Origin of the sequence: Bradyrhizobium sp. SHOUNA76 (assembly GCF_023006445.1) — a bacterium.
In the GTDB taxonomy this organism is placed as follows: Bacteria; Pseudomonadota; Alphaproteobacteria; order Rhizobiales; family Xanthobacteraceae; genus Bradyrhizobium.
Window position 1 is genome coordinate 1 of record NZ_JALBHA010000106.1, and the last position, 15,290, is coordinate 15,290.

A 15,290-nucleotide genomic window follows, 5' to 3' on the forward strand; every position below is an offset into this window, starting at 1 on the left:
AGTAGCCGCGCAGGAACAGCGCCTTGCCGGCGGCACGGTGCAGCGGGCCTATGACGCCAATGCGTTGGCCGGCCGCCTCGAAGGCGTCGCAGACCGGGCAGTAGCGCAACAACCCGTCCGCGACCGCAGTGCGCCACTCCCGGAATGGCGGATGGGTGTCGACGATGCCGCTGGCCAGAATGACCGTGGCGGCTGCATGCGCCTCGCCGTTCCAGCTCGCCTCGAAACCATGATCGTGCCGCCGCAACGCGGTGACCTCGGCCTCCACGCGCGCGACGGCGAGTTCGTCCAGCTGCGCCGACATGCGGGCAATCAGATCCGTGCCTGATAGCCCGTGGACGAAGCCCGGAACGTTGTGGCTGCGCGGGATCAGTGCGGCGCGGCTGGCGCCGGCGTCCACGACGCAGACGCTGCGGCGGAAACGCGCCAGATAGATCGCAGCCATCAGTCCCGCGGGGCCGCCGCCGACAATCAGGCAATCAAACCGAGCAATGGTCATTTGGGGTTCGGGTCGGCAAGACCCTCGCCGGGCTCCTGAAGTTGCCCACTTCTCGCCAGCCGGACGGCGTTGCCGAGCGCGCGCGCCGCGTTCTGCACCTCCTGCTGGAATTCCCTGTCCTCATCGAGCGCGCGATGCGAGATGGCATATGGCTCCATGTAACCGACATAGCCGTCGAGCTCGGCAAAGCGGCCCGCCGAGACCAGCTGCATGTCGGTCAGCCAGTCCGACAAGGCGCGGCGCACGCCCTCGGCACCGACGGCATCGCCGTGGACGACGACGCCGAAATGACGGCCGGCGAGATGGCGCGGATAGGGCCAGCCCTTCAGCTCCATCGCCTTGGCTTCATCGGCCTTCTTGCCGTGCGTGGAGCTCGGATCGGGATTGCCGCCGTCGGCGCAGACCATGCGGTCGATCATTGCCTTGAGCCCTGAAGGCACGTGATACCAGTTCACCGGCGTCACGATCAGGATGCCGTGAGCGGCAACCCACAGCGGATAGATCTCGTTCATCCAGTCATGGGTCTGCCCCAGCGAATGGTTCGGATAGCAGCTGCATGGCCAATGGCAGAGCGGCATTGCCGTCCCGACGCAGGACTTGCAGGGATAAATGGTCTTGCCGAATTCGGAGGCGAGGCGCGACAGATCGAGGATGTCGACGGCAAATCCCATCTCCGTGAAGACAGGCTCGGCCAGCTTGACCAGACGCCAGGTCTTGGACATCTCGCCGGGACAGGTGTGCTCGCTGCGGGCCGAACCGTTGATGACGAGGATGCGCGGCGTCTCCTCCGCATCGTCGTGCCGTCGCTGTGCTTCCAGGATTTTTGCGCGCGCGTCGAGCCAGTCGATGGCGATGTCGTAGTCGGGATCGGAGAAGCCCGCGCCCGCCTTTCGCGTCAGCGGCGCCTTGCGCGAATGGCTGTAGGCGTCCCAGGCGGCGCCGACGATCGCATCGAGCTCACGTTGCAGCGGCGCAAAGGCGGGATCGACGAATTGGCCCCTGTAACGCTGCTCGAACTCTCCGCGCGACAGCTTGACGGGCGGCATCCCCTTGCGAATTTCGGCGTCCGTCATGCTGGCTCCCGGCGAAGTCGGTATCCGACCAACCCGGGGCGCTGCACGCGGTTCCTCGACCCTTACTGGCGAGCCGCTTCCGGCGACACATCGAATCGCGCGATCCGCCGGTCCAGTCGCCACAGCTCGATGTGATGGACCAGCACGAGCGCGGCGGCTTCGCGCTTGGCCTGCTCGTCGTCGTCGCAGACGAGGTTGATGCAGCCGAACACGTGCCCGTCCGGATCGATCTGGAACGCGCGGTAATGCTTGAAGCTACGCATGGTCACCGCCTCGCCTTGGATAGACCGGGGTGCTCAGCCAGTCTGTGAGGTTCGAGGTCATCTCGTTCTGCTTCGCGCGCCGCAGCAGCGTCTCGCGCTCCTTGCCGGGTGGCAGGCTGCTTGCGCGCTCGCGAGCCTTTTCAGCGAATGCCGCCAACCGCTCCTGGAGCGATTGGGTCTGTTTCCTGCGGTTTCGTTTTGCGGTCATTGGACTTTCATGGCGGATTTCGGATGGAAGGAAATCGGCCCCGGCGGGGAATCTGGCGCCGGGGCCAGTTCTCTGTCACTCAAGTCGCTTGCCGGTTGAGGCGGCCCAGCCGGCAACGCTGGTAGCTTCCGCCGCAACAGACGGTTCCAGCATTTCAATAAGTTAACGCCGCGTGATTTTGCGATCGCGAAGCGGGGCGTGACGCTCGGCTTGTCGCTTGATTGCGGCGGAACCGAAATGCTGATTCATATGTTCTTGAAGACTTGAAGGAGGACATCATGGCAAAAGCAGCATGGAAGCGCGCGGGCTCACCGATCGGGCGCAAGGGACCGCGCAAGGCCAATCCCGCGTACAAGCGCCGCGCGCGGCAACCGTGGACGCCCGCGGACGTGAGCAAGTTGAAGCAGCTCGCGAAAGGCAACACGCCGACCGGCGTCATGAGCATCAAGCTGCAGCGTCCGGTCGCGGCCATTCGCAGCAAGGCGCAACGCGAGGGGATTTCGCTGCGGCCCGTCAACCGCTCGCCTTACAACCGGCGCAGCAAGACGGCGAAGCGGCGCTAGCACCGCCGCGCCCAGCAGACGCTAATCCGGTGGCTGCAGGCCCGGCGACCGCAGCCACTCGCTCATCTGAGAGCCAGTTTCCGTCTGACGCGCCTTGCGCAACATCTCGTCGCGAGCCGCGCCGGGCGGAAGCAATTTTGCCTCTTCGCGCAGCCGCTCCGCTTCGGCGGCAAGCCGTATCTCCAGCGGATCCATTTGCCTCACTCGACGCCGCATCAACATGGGGCGTTCTCCCTGATCATTGGATCGGAGCGCTCCGTTGCGTTCTCACCGACTGAGATCATCGCGCGCAGGCGATGCCTCTACAACATTCCAGACACGGAACGGTTGCGCAGCGCCGTCGGAGAGGGAACGCTTCGCCGGTGTAACATGGGCCAAAAGCGTAACATGGGTTAAATCATCCGACGACGTCTTTTGCTAATCTAGGAACATCGTGACCCAGCCTGGATTGACGCAAATGGACAGCTATCGCCAACTCCAGAAGAGCTGCGAGCATCAGGCCGCTCTTAGTTCCTCCTCCGCAACGCGAACTGCTCTGCTGGAAATGGCGGAGGAGTATCGCAAACGAGCCGAATGCATGGAGCTTCAAGCGGCCGAGCCCGGACGGACCGAAAAGCCCTGAGCAGCGCCAACTCCCGGAATAAGGGGCCGCAAAGCTTGGGACGCAACATGGACTTCGGCGCATGGCACCTATGGCCATAATACCGCGAAAGGCGTATCGTCCGTTCGTCACCGGCTGAGGCTCTGTCCAGGCGCCGGTGGCTGAGAGACCGCTTGCGCTCCCGCCTGCACAACAGGGAGCACGGCCATGCAAACGCCGATTCACTTTCCATTGTCGTCTGACGCAGAGCACGTCGAGCACGCGCGCAGGACGATCCGCGAGGCATGGGACGTGCTCACGACATCCCTGCCGGACACGTTTCTTGGGCGCAAGAGCTACGAGCCCTTCCCCAAGGAGAGGCTTGACCCAGGTGATGGTCTGGGTGACGCAAATGATCACGATCGTTGAATGATCGATCCCCGCCCAGCCACGGCCGGCGGTCCAGTGCAGGTCGCAGTCTAGCCGCGCCGATAGAGCTGCAGATAGCTCGGCGAGTACAGCGCCGCGTCCTTGAGCGCGTCGAGGTCGTTGATGGTCAGCGTCCGATCGCGCAACACGATCAGGCCCGAGGCGCGCAGTTCCTGAACGGTGCGGTTGAGATGAACCACCGACAGTCCCGTTGCATCGGCGAGATCCATCTGCGTCGCCGGCATGATGCAGGAATTGCCGTCGACCATGCCGACGGGACGAAGCCGCTCGAATATCTCACAGAACAGATGGGCCACGCGCTCCACCGCCACGCGCCGGCCGAGATTGATGGCCCATTCGCGCTGGATCGCGTTGTTGACCAGCGTCTCGCACCAGAACGCTTCGGCGAGCGAGCGGTCGCCGGCCACCAGGCTCTCGAAACGCCCGCGCTTGATCTCGGCGTAGACCGCCGGCGTCAGCGTCGCAATGGAATGGTCCATCACCGAGAGCAGGAACGCATGGGCGTCGCAGCTCTCGCCCGGAAAAACGAAATTGACGATCTGGCGCCGGCCATCCTCGAGCGTCTTGTAACGGCAGAGCCAGCCCGAGAGCACGATACGGACGCTGTCGACGGGATCCCCCTCCGAGAGGAGGTCTTCGCCCGAGCCGGCGCGTTGCAGCCCTTCGAGCATCGCATATTCGAGTGAAGCACGGGCCTCCGCCGACAATGGCCTCAGCGCGCTCAGCCGGCGAATGGCCGGCTCCATCACACTGCGATCAGACGTCGATAACGGCATCAGCCAGCCACCACCGGGGTATGGAACATGCGCCTGCTGAGGGGAATCGTGATGGAGCATTCCAATCCCGCAGGGTGGAATGCCAACGCGGCTTGCCCCTTGAACTCGAATGCCAGCGTGCGCTCCAGAAGCTCGGTACCGAAACCCTTTCGCGGCGGCGGCTTGACCTGCGGCCCGCCGCGCTCGCGCCATTCGAACAGGAGCTCGGCAGGGTCCCTGCCCTCGTCGATGCGCCAGGTGATTTCGACACGTCCGCTCGGCTGGCTCAGGGCGCCATATTTCAGTGCGTTGGTCGCAAGCTCGTGGATCGCGAGCGCAAACGTTTCCGCGGCCTTGGCCTGGAAGCGCACCTTGGGGCCGGAGACCCGGATCCGTTCACCCTCGTGGGCATTATAGGCCAGGAGCTCCTCGACCACGAGATATTCAAGGTCGATGCCGCCCTCGGGATCGCGCGTCACCATCGCCTGGGTGCGGGCGAATGCGTTGAGGCGGCCGTCGAGATGCGAGGCGTATTCCTCCACGGTAGAGCTCGTCTCCGCCGAGCGGCGGGCGATCGAGCGCACCACGCCGAGCGTGTTGCGGACACGATGCTGGAGCTCGGCCAGCAGCAGGCGCTGGCGCTCCTCGGCGCGGGTGATCGCGGTTACGTCGATGAAGGTGATGACGACCCCGGCAATGAAATTGTCGATGCTGCGATACGGCAGGATGCGCACGATGTAGCGCGTGTCGGTGTTCGGCGCGCTCAGCTCGCGCTCAACGCTGGCGAGCGTACGCAGCACGCGGCGGGCGTCGTCATAGAGCTCCTCGATCGGAATGCGGGCCTTGATGTGGGCGATGGGCCGGCCCGCATCGGTCTCGACGAGATGCAGGATCTGCGTGATCGCAGGCGTGAAGTTCATCACGCGCAGATCGTTGTCGAGGAACACGGTGGCGATCTGCGTGCTCTCGAGGAAGTTCTTGAGGTCGCTGGTGGCGCGCGTCAATTCCTGGACACGGTGCGCCAGCTCGCCGTTGACCGTCGTCAATTCTTCGTTGACCGACTGCAACTCCTCGCGCGAGGTCTCGAGCTCCTCATTGGCCGACTGAAGCTCCTCGTTGGAGGATTTCAGCTCTTCGTTGGTGCTCTCGAGCTCCTCGATGGTTGCCTGCAGGCGTTCGCGCGTGGCGCGCAGCTCGCCTTCGAGGCGCTCGACGTGCTCGGTGCGCACCAGCACGTTGGGATTGTTCCGGTCAGCCTCGATCGCGCGGATGGGACCGTCCTTGAACAGCACGACGAAGCTGCGGTGACCACCGGGCCCTTCCTGGATCAGCTCCACCGTGATGTCGACGAGGACACGGTGACCGTCGACACCGAGCTGCACCGGGCCTGCATGGGTGGGCTCGTTGGTCTCGGCAGCGCGCCCGAGCGCGGTGCGCAATTCCAGACGGATGTCGCGGTGCACCAGTTGAAGCAGGTCGAGCGTGGCGGCGCCCGCCGTCGGCTCGATGTAGCGGCCGGTGCGTCCCGAGAAGTGCAGGATCTGGAAATTGTCGTCGGTGATGACATAGGCGGGTGCATAACGCTCCGCGATGCGTTGCGCGCGGCGCTTCAGCGCGACGTCGGGTCCGAGTGCGCGGGCTGTGGGCACTTCGACCGGCACCCTGCCCGCCGCGGTCGTGATCGGGAATTCCGGCGTCAGCCGCGTTCCGGTCTCCAGCTTCTTGAAGATGCGGGCGCGGCGGTCGACCGGCTCGAACATCTTCGGATGCCGCGTCACGTTCTCGGAATTGCCGAGAAACATGTAACGGTCGGGCAGCAGCGCGAAATGGAACAGCCGGATCACGCGGTTCTGCAATTCGGCATTGAAATAGATCAGCAGATTGCGGCAGGAGACGAGGTCGAGCTTGGAAAACGGCGCGTCCTTGATGACGTTGTGCTGCGAGAAGATGCACATCTCGCGCAGCTCCTTGACCACGCAGTAAGTGTCACCCTCGCGCACGAACCAGCGCGCCAGGCGGTCGCTCGTCATGTCGGTTTCGATACTGGTGCGATAGCGGCCAACGCGGGCGGTCGCGAGCGCGCGTCCGTCGATGTCGGTGGCGAAGATCTGGACCTGCGGCGCCGAATCCATCCGCGCCATGTGCTCGCGCAGGAGGATGCCGATCGAATAGGCCTCCTCGCCGGTGGCGCAGCCGAGCACCCAGATTTGAACCTGCTGACCAGCGCTCTTTCCGTCGAAAATCCTCGGAATGATCTGCGTCTCCAGCACTTCGAATTCGCGCTTGTCGCGGAAGAACTCGGTGACGCCGATCAGGAGATCGTTGAAGAGGTTCTGCGCTTCGTCCTTGTCGTTGCGCAGGAAATCGACATAGGCGGAAATGTCGTCGATCTGGACCACCTGCATGCGCCGCTGGACGCGGCGCAGGAAGGTGTTCTGCTTGTAGCCGTGGAAGTCATTGCCGGTCTTGCTGCGCAGGATATCCGCGATGCGCGACAGCGAGGTCGCCGCCGCGGCCAGAACCTCGTCGAAACCCTGTTTCTCCTCCAGGCGCCGCAGATGCCGGGCATAGACCTGGATGTGCTCTGGGATCTCCTCCGGCGGCAGCACGTAGTCGGCGATCGAGGCGGGCGTGTTGCCGTCGACCAGATGCTCGGCTTGTTCCGGGCTCGCGACCCTTTCGGCAATAGCGAGGCCGCCATGATCCTTCAGCGTCGCAGTGCCGAGCGTGCCGTCACCGCCGGTGCCGGCAAGAAGGACGCCGATGGACTGCTCGGCGCGTTCCTCCGCGAGCGACACCAGGAAGCTGTCGATGGTGGCGCGCTCGCCGGGCGCCTGCTCGGCCTTGCGGATCGCAAATCGACCGTCATGGATGGTGGTGATCATCGCCGGCGGGCACAGATAGATCGTGCCGCCCTCCACCGCATGGCCATCGGTAATCTCGGCGATCTTGCCTTTGGAATTTCGCACGACCTCACGCAGCCGCGGTTCGTCGAAGGCCTCGTGATGCTGAAGAGCCAGCACGATGGCCTGATCGATCCCGACGGTCAGCTTGGCGAAGAAGCGCTCGATGCTGTCCAGCGCACCCGGCGAGGCACCCACGCCGATGATCAGCGGGGTCTTCGTCTGGCGCTCTCCATCGACCGGCTGGTCGCCGACTTCATTCATGGCTCAGGCAGCTTTCGTTCACCGACGCGGGGCCAACGGGTGCCCGGCCCCTGCAAATAGCAGAAATCGATCTTACCCCAACAGATCAAAGGAAAAATGTGCCCGGACGCGTTCGATCCGGCGGCAGGGACCCGCGGTGCCAAGCAGCACATAACCCCAGGTCGAGCCTGGTGCCGCGTTCAGCCGACGCGGCGCCGGCTACCCCGCCTCGACCTCCTGCTGCAGATACCTGACGCGCTGCTCGATCAGGACGCGGTGGCGCTCCCATTCGATCAGGGTCTGCTTGAGCAGATCGACCAGCCGTTCCGCCTGGCGCGTAGCGTGGCCGCCAGCCATGAGTTCGCGCACTCGGTCTTCCTGATTTCGGATGCGCTGCCAGCCCTCCTCGATGTCCTTATCGGCCTTCACCAGGAGAGTCTGCTCGGCGTAGAGCTGGGCCGTCCGTTTGGCGAGCGAGATGGCCATGGGGCGCCTTCAAGCCTCCGGCTTGCGCACCGGAGGGTCGAGCGATTGTAGCACGACGCGCCGGATCATGTCGGCATATTCGCGGTACTCGGCCGCCCGCGCCTCGTACATTTCAGCGATCGCGAGCCTCCCGCTCCGCCGGCCGTCGGCGGCCATGCGATGCACCAGTTCGGCCCGTTCCTCGATGATGCGCAGCGCCACCCGCAGGGCTTCGTCCACCCGGCCCTCCTGCTCCTTGGCGAGCGCATCGGCCGTATAGGCGTGACCGACCTGGCAGCGGAAGCGCAGCGGGCGCAATTCCTTGACCTGGGACATGACCCCGCCGCAAGCCGGACGGGTCGAGGCGACCGGTTCGGCCAGGGAGACGAGCTTGTCACTGCCGATCCGGTCCCCGCGGCGCTGCTGGCAACCGTCGAGAGGATGCCGATGCCCTGCGCGGGAATGTGCAGAACGACGAAGACGGCGGCCGGAAGGTCCGCGGGCAGACGGCTCAGAATCCGCTTCAACGGCTGGGTGGCTCCGGCCGAGCCTCCGATGACGATGATATCGCGGTGGCTCATGGAACCCGCCTTCGGCTGTTTCGTTGCGCCAAGGCGTCCTCCAGCCCTAATGTTCCTAATAGGGAGGAGGGAACGCTGGAGGGATCATGCCGGTATCGCCCACGTCGCCTCGTCAACGCACGCCGCTGAAGGGTCGCCGCATCCTCGTGGTCGAGGACGAATATTTTCTCGCCGATGACATCGGCAACGCGCTGCGCACGCTCGGCGCGGAGATCGCCGGTCCCGTCGGCCACATCGAGGATGCGGTCGAGATGCTGCACAATGGCGGCACTCTCGATGCCGCAGTCCTCGACGTGAACATCCGCGCCGAGCCGATCTTTCCGATCGCCCGCGAGCTCAGGGCACGCCAGGTGCCGTTCGTGTTCACCACGGGTTACGACAAGTTCAGCATCGAGACGGAATTCCAGGACGTGCCGCTCTGGGAGAAGCCGCTCGACATCGTGGCCATGGCGCTGAACCTTGCGAGCCTCGTCGGCGGTCAACCCGCGACGGGCGACCCAGCAACGCCGTGACCGCTGCTTGCAAACGCGCGCGCCTTGCAAGCATCTGCTGCAAACAATTGACGCGGGTCAGCCGGAAATCCGGAGACGAGCACTGATCTGAGGGTTCGCAGCTCTGGGGTTCGCAGCCGATCGACGATCAAAACAGATGCGCGAAGGCAAGCCAGGCGGTCACCGCCAGGCAGAGCAGAACAGCGGCGTAAGGTAGCGCGACGCGCAAGACGGCAAGCCTCCCCGCGTCAGCTCATCATCATCCAGGCAAACGCCACCAACATCACGAGAAAACCCGTGATTGCGGTCGCGACAAAGGCCTGTTCGATGCGATCCATCGCCATCCAGCCCCCTTCCAGCCCGCGCAATGTGACCGCTTTGGGGCTGCCGCGCATTAGGCTATGTGAATCGGCCGCGACGCATTTTTCGGCTTTGCGGCGATGTCCCCCCTACTCGCGCCAGAACTCGGACAGCTCCTCCGCGGTCATCAGGTCGACCTGGCCGTGAAAGCGGGTGCGGTACATCGTCATGAGCGCGTCATGCCCGACGTCGGACGAGCTGCACAGCGCGTCCTCGACGATGACGACCCTGAAGCCGAGATCGACGGCGCTCAGGACCGTCGACAGCACGCAGACGTCCGTCTCTGCCCCTGATATCACGACCGTGCCGACATTCTTGTCGACCAGCAGGCTCGCGAGGGCGGGATTGCTGAACGCGGAATAGGCCGGCTTGTCGATCATGGCTGCCGGCGGAACGAACTTGTTCAGCGCCGGCACGAGTTCGAGCGCCGATGGCGGAAGACGACTGCGGGTCGCCTCGCGCCAGCGACGAAAATAGCTCTGCCACTGGCCGGGACGATCTTCCGGATCCTGCGGCGTGATGAAACGTGTGAACATGGTTCTGGCCTGGTGTCGCGAAACGATCGAGACGATCGCCGGCAGGACCCGCTCCATCCACGGAGTCGCCCACAGGCCGCCGGGGGCGAAAATGTTCTGCATGTCGATGCAGAGGTGAACGGCATCCCTGATGTCGGCGACTTCCGAAGCGCTGTCCCTCATTGGTCTCCACCGTGAAGCGCATCGCCGCAAGCCGTCAGTCGACATCGCGGCGGCGAATTCAGCGACTGAATGCCAATGGAAGGGCTTTGGTTCCGCGAGCAAGAAGCTCGCCCGGTCGCGCCGGCGTTCCCTAAACGCCTTCGCCCTCGGCGGCTTCTGCCGGCGCCACGTCGAGCCGAACCGCGATACCATTCAGGTCAGGGCCTGGCGCCGGGTAGAGCTTCATGACGAGCGGATCGTGGCCGGGAACGATGTGGTGCGCGTCAGGTGCCGCGGCGCGCAGCTTGTCGAAGCCCACCAGCATGTCTCCGACGTGAAACGCCGTCGTGAACGGACGCTCGCTGGTCATGTTCTCGTAGAAATGACTGACGTCGGAGGCGAGCACGACAGGGCCGCGCCGTGTGTTGACGCGGACGAATTGAAGACCGGCTGAATGGCCGCCGGCCGCATGGACCGTCAGCCCGGGCGCAATCTCGGCGTCGCCGTCGTAGAACAACACCCGGCGCGCGTAGTTCAGCCGCACGATCCCGCAGACGTCCTCGACCTCGAACGAATGCGACAATCTCGGATATTGCATATAGCGTCCGGTGGCGTAGGCCAGCTCGCGCTCCTGGAGATGGAATCGCGCGTTCGGAAACCGGTCGAAATTGCCGGCATGGTCGTAGTGCAGATGCGTGAGGATCACATCCTTGACGTCGCCAGGGTCGATATCGAACGCACGAAGCGCCTCGACCGGGCAGCGCAGGAAATTCCGCCTCCGCTGCTTGGCAACGTCCGCGTTGAAGCCGGTGTCGATGACGACGGTGCGCCCGCCTCCCCGCGCCAGCCACATGAAATAGTCCATCGGCATCGGCCCGTCATGCGGATCGCCGCCGATGAAGTGCTCGCTGCGCTGGGCATCGCGCGTTGCGTAGCGGATGGCGAAGAGCTCGTATTCCGGATCAGCCATGGCGCTCGCGCTCAAGAACCGGTCGAGTCGACCTCGTTGAAGGCCTCGCGCGCATTGCGGAAGGCGTCGATGCCGGCGGGTACGCCGCAATAGACCGCGACCTGGAGCAGGATCTCCTTGATCTCCTCCTTGGTCAGCCCGTTCTTCAGGGCTCCCTTGACGTGCAGCTTCAGCTCGTGCGGCCGGTTCAATGCGCCGAGCATCGCCAGGTTGACGATCGAGCGCGTGCGCCGATCGACTCCGGGCCGCGTCCACAGGGCACCCCAGCAGAATTCAGTCGACCACTCCGCCATGGTGCGCGTGAACTCGTCGGCACCGGCGATCGACTTGTTGACGTAGTCCTCGCCGAGGACCTCTTTGCGAACCTTGAGGCCCTTTTCGAACAGTTCGGTCTTGCTCATGATCGTCCCTTTCAGGTCTTGAGAGATTCTAGTTGGAAGCCGTCCGGCGCGATGCCGGCAGCGGCCGCAGCGATTGCATGAAGCCGGCGATGTCATCGACCGCGTCGAGCCGCCAGATTGCGTCGATGACACGGTCGGCGTCCCAGTCGCTTCGACCGGTCTGCACGCCCTCGCGCAGCTTGGCCTCGATGTCCCGATCTGCGAGCGGCGCCGCCTGGCTGCCGCGGGGCGAGATGACGGTTTCGGTGAAGACCTCACCGGACGACAGGCGCAGGGTCACGCGTGCGGCGCCGTCAGGCATCTGGTCATCAAGTTGCCCCCTCACCTTCTTCCGCAGTCGGGCTATATCGGGCCGGACGACCGTCTCGCGCGCAAAATCAGCGACCCCGGCCGTGCCAAGCAATAATCCGCACGCCACGCAATGATGGATGCTGACGCGCGCATCGCGCTCGTTGTTGACGGGGCGATCGCCGCGGGCAAGCAGCAGCGCCGAGCCCTGTACCGTCACCGACTCGATCTGATCGACCTGCCGGCCGATGCGCTCGCGCAAAACAAGGCTGGCATCGACGACCGAATGGAAGACGATGCCGGCGGGGTAAGGCTTGTAGGTGTTCTTCGCGATCTCCCAGGTCTTGCCGAGACCGTCGAGCAGGCGAGCAATATCCGGCTCGTCGCCCATGGTGCGCGCCCAACCGAGCGGGCCTTCGATGGCGCTGGGCGCCGCCTCATAGCCTTGCTGCGCCAGCAGCGCGGCGAACAAGCCGTTCCGCGCAGCATTGCCCACGCTGACATTCTTGGCGGCACTGGGCAGGTTCTCGACATTGCCGGCCGACTGGCTCGCCGCAATTCCGATCGCATTCGCGATCCCCTCCGCCGGCAGCCCCAGCAGTTTCGCGCACGCCGCTGCTGCGCCGAAAATGCCGCAGGTCGAGGTGATGTGCCAGCCGCGCGCATAGTGGCGCGGCGACACGGCATTGCCGATCCGGCACTCCACGTCCACACCGAGGATAAACGCGGTCAGCACCTCGCGCCCCGTCATCCCGCGCGCTTCCGCGAGCGCCAGCACGGGCGCGGCGACCGGTGCTGCCGGATGGATGATCGTATCGGGATGGGTGTCGTCGAAATCGAGCAGATTCGCCGAGATGGCATTGAGGAACGCGGCGCACATCGCGTCCATTCGCTCCGAATGGCCGATGACCGTCGCAGTCGCGGCGCCGCTGAACGGCGACAGCGTGCGCATCGCGGCCACGACCACGGGATCGCGTGCAGAGCCGAGCGCGGTCGCAAAGAAATTGAGGATCGATCGTCGCGCCTCGAGGCTCTGCGCCTCCACTTCCGCCCACGACGAGGCCGCGACGAAATCAGCGAGCGTCCTGCTCACGCTTGGAATTGAGTCTTGCGGCACGCGGGGCGTCTTCCTCGTTTTCCCGAACCATATGCCGATCCGCGGCAAACTGTCGACCCCAAATGTTATGCTTGACAGCTTGTCTGACAATCATAACAATCCCGCTCGCTGGCGCGGGGTCCCCTCGCCGCAACGATTGCGGCCGACGAGACCGACCGCGAAACGATCGACCAGAAGATCAAGAAGGCGCGCCCGTCACGGGACCGCGCGACAGGGAGTGAACGATGGCGGGAGAAATGCTCGGCGTGATCGGCACGGGCCGCATGGGCGGTCCCATGGCGGGACGATTGATGGACGCGGGCCATTCGCTCGTCGTTTATGACACGCAGACCGAGGCAACCCAGCCGCTGGTCAAGCGCGGCGCCCTCCTCGCCAACTCGCCGGCCGAGGTCGCCTCGCGCGCCGACATCGTGCTTGCGAGCCTGCCGACGCCCGACATCGTCAAGGCCGTTGCGCTCGGCCAGGACGGCATCAGCAGCGGCAACCGTGCCAAGATCGTCATCGATCTCTCGACCTCGGGTCCCGGCGCAGCGAAGTTCGTCGCGGAAGGCCTGAAGGCCAAGGGCATGACGCTGGTCGATGCGCCCGTGAGCGGCGGCATCAAGGGCGCCGTCAACGGCACGCTGGCCGTGATGGTGTCCTGCCCACAGTCCACCTACGAGACCGTGCAGCCGATCCTGAAGAATTTCGGCAAGCTGTTCTATACCGGCGACAAGCCCGGCGTGGCGCAGACCGCCAAGCTCGCCAACAATCTGATGGCGGCCGCAGCGCTCGTGATCACCTCGGAAGCCGTCGCGATGGGCGTCAAGGGCGGCGTCAACGCCAAGGTCCTGATCGACATCATCAACGCCAGCAGCGGCCGCAACAGCGCATCCGAAGACAAATTCCCGCGCGCGGTGCTGCCCGGCACCTTCGATTTCGGCTTCACCACCGGCCTTTCCTACAAGGACGTCCGTCTTTGCGTGGACGAGGCCGAGGCCATGGGCGTGCCGATGGTCTGCGGCGCTGTGGTGCGGCAGATGCTCGCGATCACCAACGCCAAATACGGCGCTTCGTCCGACTTCACCTCGATCGCCAAGGTGCTCGAGGAGTGGGCCGGAGTGGAGATGCGCGGCTAAGCGCGCAAGCCAAGGGAGAGAGCGACCCGCGATGACGATCGGCCCGACCGTATCCGGCAAAATATCGCTCGCGCGCCAGATGGCGCGGAGCGCCCTTGCTGTCGATCTCGGCGATTTCGGGCCGGAGGTCGTCGCCAAGGCAAAGCTCTGTCTGCTCGACTTCCTGTCCTGTGCGTTCGAAGCCGGTCATCATCCCTGGAGTCGTCAGGCGGTTGCCATCGCGCAAGCCGGCGGCCCTGCAACGATCATCGGGACCTCGCAACTCTCCTCGCCCGCCGACGCAGCCTTCGCCAATGCCGTGATGGGTCACGGCCTCGTGCGCGAAGACATGCATGCCGCCAGCATCACACACCACGGCGTCGTGATCTGGCCGACCCTTCTCGCCCTGTCCGAACAGACGCCGCTGCACGGCGCCAGACTGCTGGCGGCCGCCATCATCGGCTATGAGACCGGTGCGCGGATCGGCCGCGCGCTGCTGACCTCCGACCTCGCACGTCTCTACCGCCCGACCGGCCTCGTGGCTCCTCCGGGCGCGGCGCTCGCGGGAAGTTTCGCGCTCGGCCTTTCCGAGGACCAGGCAACCAGCGCCATCGCGATCGCGGCCAACACGTCCAGCGGACTCAACGAATGGCCGCATGCCGGCGGCTCCGACATGTATTTCCATCCGGGTTTTGCCGCCAGCAACGCGATCAAGGCGGTCGGCCTTGCCGCGGCCGGCGCCTTCGGCTCGGAGACCATCCTCGAAGGCGAAGCCGGCCTGTTCGCCGCCTACCGCCGCCAGGCCGCGCCCGACAGCATCGCGCTGTTCCCGAATGGCGAATGCGAGATCATGGCCGTCTACAACAAGCCGGTCCCGGCCTGCAATTTCGCGCAGACAGCGGCTCAAGCGGCGCTCCGCGTCTCGCACGAACTCGCCAGCGTCGACGAGATCGATCGCATCGTGATCAGCGCGCCCGATGCCGCCGTTCGCTATCCCGGCTGCGATTCCGCAGGGCCCTATCGCAATGCGCTCCAGGCCAAGATGAGCATTCCGTTCAGTGTCGCGGCAACGCTGGCGCGGGGCGAGATCGAGGAAGAGAACTACGCCGAGCTGGATGATGCCGACATCATCCGCCTGGTTGCGGTCACCGAGCTCAAGGCAGATGCCGGCTTCACGGCTGCCTTCCCGGGCAAGCAGGGCGCGCAGGTGACCGTGCGGCTGCGCGATGGCCGGACCATCCGGCACGCTTTGCCCGACGTCATCGCCGCAACACCTTCGGATATTCGCGCGCGCTTCCGCAGCGCC

Annotated in this window: 18 protein-coding genes and 1 pseudogene; 5 read left to right on the forward strand and 14 right to left on the reverse strand. The window is 65.0% G+C overall.

Annotated features, from left to right (window positions below; genetic code table 11):
* The 4 genes from MOV74_RS14610 to MOV74_RS14625 all read right to left on the reverse strand — a co-directional run.
* A partial coding sequence (locus MOV74_RS14610) for an NAD(P)/FAD-dependent oxidoreductase (protein WP_246923102.1) occupies positions 1–499 on the reverse strand: 499 nt, incomplete at its 3' end.
* Complete coding sequence (locus MOV74_RS14615) at positions 496–1,572, reverse strand: flavodoxin family protein (protein ID WP_246923104.1); 1,077 nt, start codon at positions 1,570–1,572, stop codon at positions 496–498. The genes MOV74_RS14615 and MOV74_RS14610, both read right to left, overlap by 4 nt.
* Positions 1,573–1,634: 62 nt before the next feature.
* On the reverse strand, positions 1,635–1,835 hold the full coding sequence (locus MOV74_RS14620) for a hypothetical protein (protein ID WP_246923106.1): 201 nt from the start codon (positions 1,833–1,835) through the stop codon (positions 1,635–1,637).
* Positions 1,828–2,043: a hypothetical protein gene (locus MOV74_RS14625; RefSeq protein WP_246923109.1), complete on the reverse strand. Its 216-nt coding sequence runs from the start codon at positions 2,041–2,043 to the stop codon at positions 1,828–1,830. The genes MOV74_RS14620 and MOV74_RS14625 overlap by 8 nt, the downstream gene beginning before the upstream one ends.
* 278 nt (positions 2,044–2,321) lie before the next feature.
* Here MOV74_RS14625 and MOV74_RS14630 point away from each other — a divergent pair, with 278 nt between their 5' ends.
* Positions 2,322–2,606: a hypothetical protein gene (locus MOV74_RS14630; protein ID WP_246923111.1), complete on the forward strand. Its 285-nt coding sequence runs from the start codon at positions 2,322–2,324 to the stop codon at positions 2,604–2,606.
* 21 nt (positions 2,607–2,627) lie between these two features.
* Here the strand turns inward: MOV74_RS14630 and MOV74_RS14635 are convergent, their stop codons facing one another.
* Positions 2,628–2,828 carry a hypothetical protein gene (locus MOV74_RS14635; protein ID WP_246923114.1) on the reverse strand — a complete coding sequence of 67 codons (201 nt, stop codon included), beginning with the start codon at positions 2,826–2,828 and terminating at the stop codon, positions 2,628–2,630.
* Between the two features lie 586 nt (positions 2,829–3,414).
* Here MOV74_RS14635 and MOV74_RS14640 point away from each other — a divergent pair.
* Positions 3,415–3,615 carry a hypothetical protein gene (locus MOV74_RS14640; protein WP_246923119.1) on the forward strand — a complete coding sequence of 67 codons (201 nt, stop codon included), beginning with the start codon at positions 3,415–3,417 and terminating at the stop codon, positions 3,613–3,615.
* Positions 3,616–3,665: 50 nt separating this feature from the next.
* Here the strand turns inward: MOV74_RS14640 and MOV74_RS14645 are convergent, their stop codons facing one another.
* The 4 genes and pseudogenes from MOV74_RS14645 to MOV74_RS14660 all read right to left on the reverse strand — a co-directional run bounded on the left by MOV74_RS14645 (position 3,666) and on the right by MOV74_RS14660 (position 8,583).
* Positions 3,666–4,412 (reverse strand): Crp/Fnr family transcriptional regulator, encoded by a 747-nt coding sequence (locus MOV74_RS14645; RefSeq protein WP_246923123.1) that lies wholly within the window; start codon positions 4,410–4,412, stop codon positions 3,666–3,668.
* A complete protein-coding gene (locus tag MOV74_RS14650; protein WP_246923128.1) occupies positions 4,412–7,558 on the reverse strand; it encodes a CheR family methyltransferase in 3,147 nt (1,048 codons plus the stop codon). Before MOV74_RS14650 ends, MOV74_RS14645 begins: the two co-directional genes overlap by 1 nt.
* A gap of 198 nt (positions 7,559–7,756) precedes the next feature.
* Entirely contained in the window at positions 7,757–8,023 is a 267-nt protein-coding gene (locus MOV74_RS14655) for a hypothetical protein (protein ID WP_246923132.1), read from the reverse strand.
* A 9-nt stretch (positions 8,024–8,032) separates the two neighbouring features.
* Positions 8,033–8,583: pseudogene (locus MOV74_RS14660) on the reverse strand (chemotaxis protein CheB).
* A gap of 86 nt (positions 8,584–8,669) precedes the next feature.
* Here MOV74_RS14660 and MOV74_RS14665 point away from each other — a divergent pair.
* Positions 8,670–9,095, forward strand: a complete 426-nt coding sequence (locus MOV74_RS14665) for a response regulator (protein ID WP_246923134.1) — start codon at positions 8,670–8,672, stop codon at positions 9,093–9,095.
* Positions 9,096–9,322: 227 nt separating this feature from the next.
* On the opposite strand, the gene MOV74_RS14670 is transcribed toward MOV74_RS14665, so the two are convergent.
* The 5 genes from MOV74_RS14670 to MOV74_RS14690 all read right to left on the reverse strand — a co-directional run bounded on the left by MOV74_RS14670 (position 9,323) and on the right by MOV74_RS14690 (position 12,863).
* Entirely contained in the window at positions 9,323–9,469 is a 147-nt protein-coding gene (locus MOV74_RS14670; protein WP_246923137.1) for a hypothetical protein, read from the reverse strand.
* A gap of 54 nt (positions 9,470–9,523) precedes the next feature.
* The gene (locus MOV74_RS14675) at positions 9,524–10,132 is read right to left on the reverse strand and encodes a cysteine hydrolase family protein (protein WP_246923140.1); all 609 of its coding nucleotides are present in this window, start codon (positions 10,130–10,132) and stop codon (positions 9,524–9,526) included.
* Between the two features lie 130 nt (positions 10,133–10,262).
* A complete protein-coding gene (locus tag MOV74_RS14680) occupies positions 10,263–11,081 on the reverse strand; it encodes an N-acyl homoserine lactonase family protein (RefSeq protein WP_246923144.1) in 819 nt (272 codons plus the stop codon).
* 11 nt (positions 11,082–11,092) lie between these two features.
* On the reverse strand, positions 11,093–11,482 hold the full coding sequence (locus tag MOV74_RS14685; protein ID WP_246923148.1) for a carboxymuconolactone decarboxylase family protein: 390 nt from the start codon (positions 11,480–11,482) through the stop codon (positions 11,093–11,095).
* 28 nt (positions 11,483–11,510) lie between these two features.
* On the reverse strand, positions 11,511–12,863 hold the full coding sequence (locus MOV74_RS14690; RefSeq protein ID WP_246923151.1) for an MmgE/PrpD family protein: 1,353 nt from the start codon (positions 12,861–12,863) through the stop codon (positions 11,511–11,513).
* A 248-nt stretch (positions 12,864–13,111) separates the two neighbouring features.
* On the opposite strand from MOV74_RS14690, the gene MOV74_RS14695 reads away from it, so the two are divergent.
* Together MOV74_RS14695 and MOV74_RS14700 are read left to right on the forward strand one after the other, a co-directional pair.
* Positions 13,112–14,005 (forward strand): NAD(P)-dependent oxidoreductase, encoded by an 894-nt coding sequence (locus MOV74_RS14695; protein ID WP_246923154.1) that lies wholly within the window; start codon positions 13,112–13,114, stop codon positions 14,003–14,005.
* Between the two features lie 31 nt (positions 14,006–14,036).
* Positions 14,037–15,290: MmgE/PrpD family protein (locus tag MOV74_RS14700; protein ID WP_246923156.1), on the forward strand; the 1,254-nt coding region annotated here is incomplete at its 3' end.

Coding starts and splice junctions, on each gene's coding strand:
- MOV74_RS14680 (WP_246923144.1), bottom strand. CDS start 11,081: ATGGCTGATCCGGAATACGAGCTCTTCGCCATCCGCTACGCAACGCGC.
- MOV74_RS14665 (WP_246923134.1), top strand. CDS start 8,670: ATGCCGGTATCGCCCACGTCGCCTCGTCAACGCACGCCGCTGAAGGGT.
- MOV74_RS14675 (WP_246923140.1), bottom strand. CDS start 10,132: ATGAGGGACAGCGCTTCGGAAGTCGCCGACATCAGGGATGCCGTTCAC.
- MOV74_RS14645 (WP_246923123.1), bottom strand. CDS start 4,412: ATGCCGTTATCGACGTCTGATCGCAGTGTGATGGAGCCGGCCATTCGC.
- MOV74_RS14635 (WP_246923114.1), bottom strand. CDS start 2,828: ATGTTGATGCGGCGTCGAGTGAGGCAAATGGATCCGCTGGAGATACGG.
- MOV74_RS14640 (WP_246923119.1), top strand. CDS start 3,415: ATGCAAACGCCGATTCACTTTCCATTGTCGTCTGACGCAGAGCACGTC.
- MOV74_RS14685 (WP_246923148.1), bottom strand. CDS start 11,482: ATGAGCAAGACCGAACTGTTCGAAAAGGGCCTCAAGGTTCGCAAAGAG.
- MOV74_RS14650 (WP_246923128.1), bottom strand. CDS start 7,558: ATGAATGAAGTCGGCGACCAGCCGGTCGATGGAGAGCGCCAGACGAAG.
- MOV74_RS14695 (WP_246923154.1), top strand. CDS start 13,112: ATGGCGGGAGAAATGCTCGGCGTGATCGGCACGGGCCGCATGGGCGGT.
- MOV74_RS14615 (WP_246923104.1), bottom strand. CDS start 1,572: ATGACGGACGCCGAAATTCGCAAGGGGATGCCGCCCGTCAAGCTGTCG.
- MOV74_RS14670 (WP_246923137.1), bottom strand. CDS start 9,469: ATGCGCGGCAGCCCCAAAGCGGTCACATTGCGCGGGCTGGAAGGGGGC.
- MOV74_RS14620 (WP_246923106.1), bottom strand. CDS start 1,835: ATGCGTAGCTTCAAGCATTACCGCGCGTTCCAGATCGATCCGGACGGG.
- MOV74_RS14655 (WP_246923132.1), bottom strand. CDS start 8,023: ATGGCCATCTCGCTCGCCAAACGGACGGCCCAGCTCTACGCCGAGCAG.
- MOV74_RS14630 (WP_246923111.1), top strand. CDS start 2,322: ATGGCAAAAGCAGCATGGAAGCGCGCGGGCTCACCGATCGGGCGCAAG.
- MOV74_RS14625 (WP_246923109.1), bottom strand. CDS start 2,043: ATGACCGCAAAACGAAACCGCAGGAAACAGACCCAATCGCTCCAGGAG.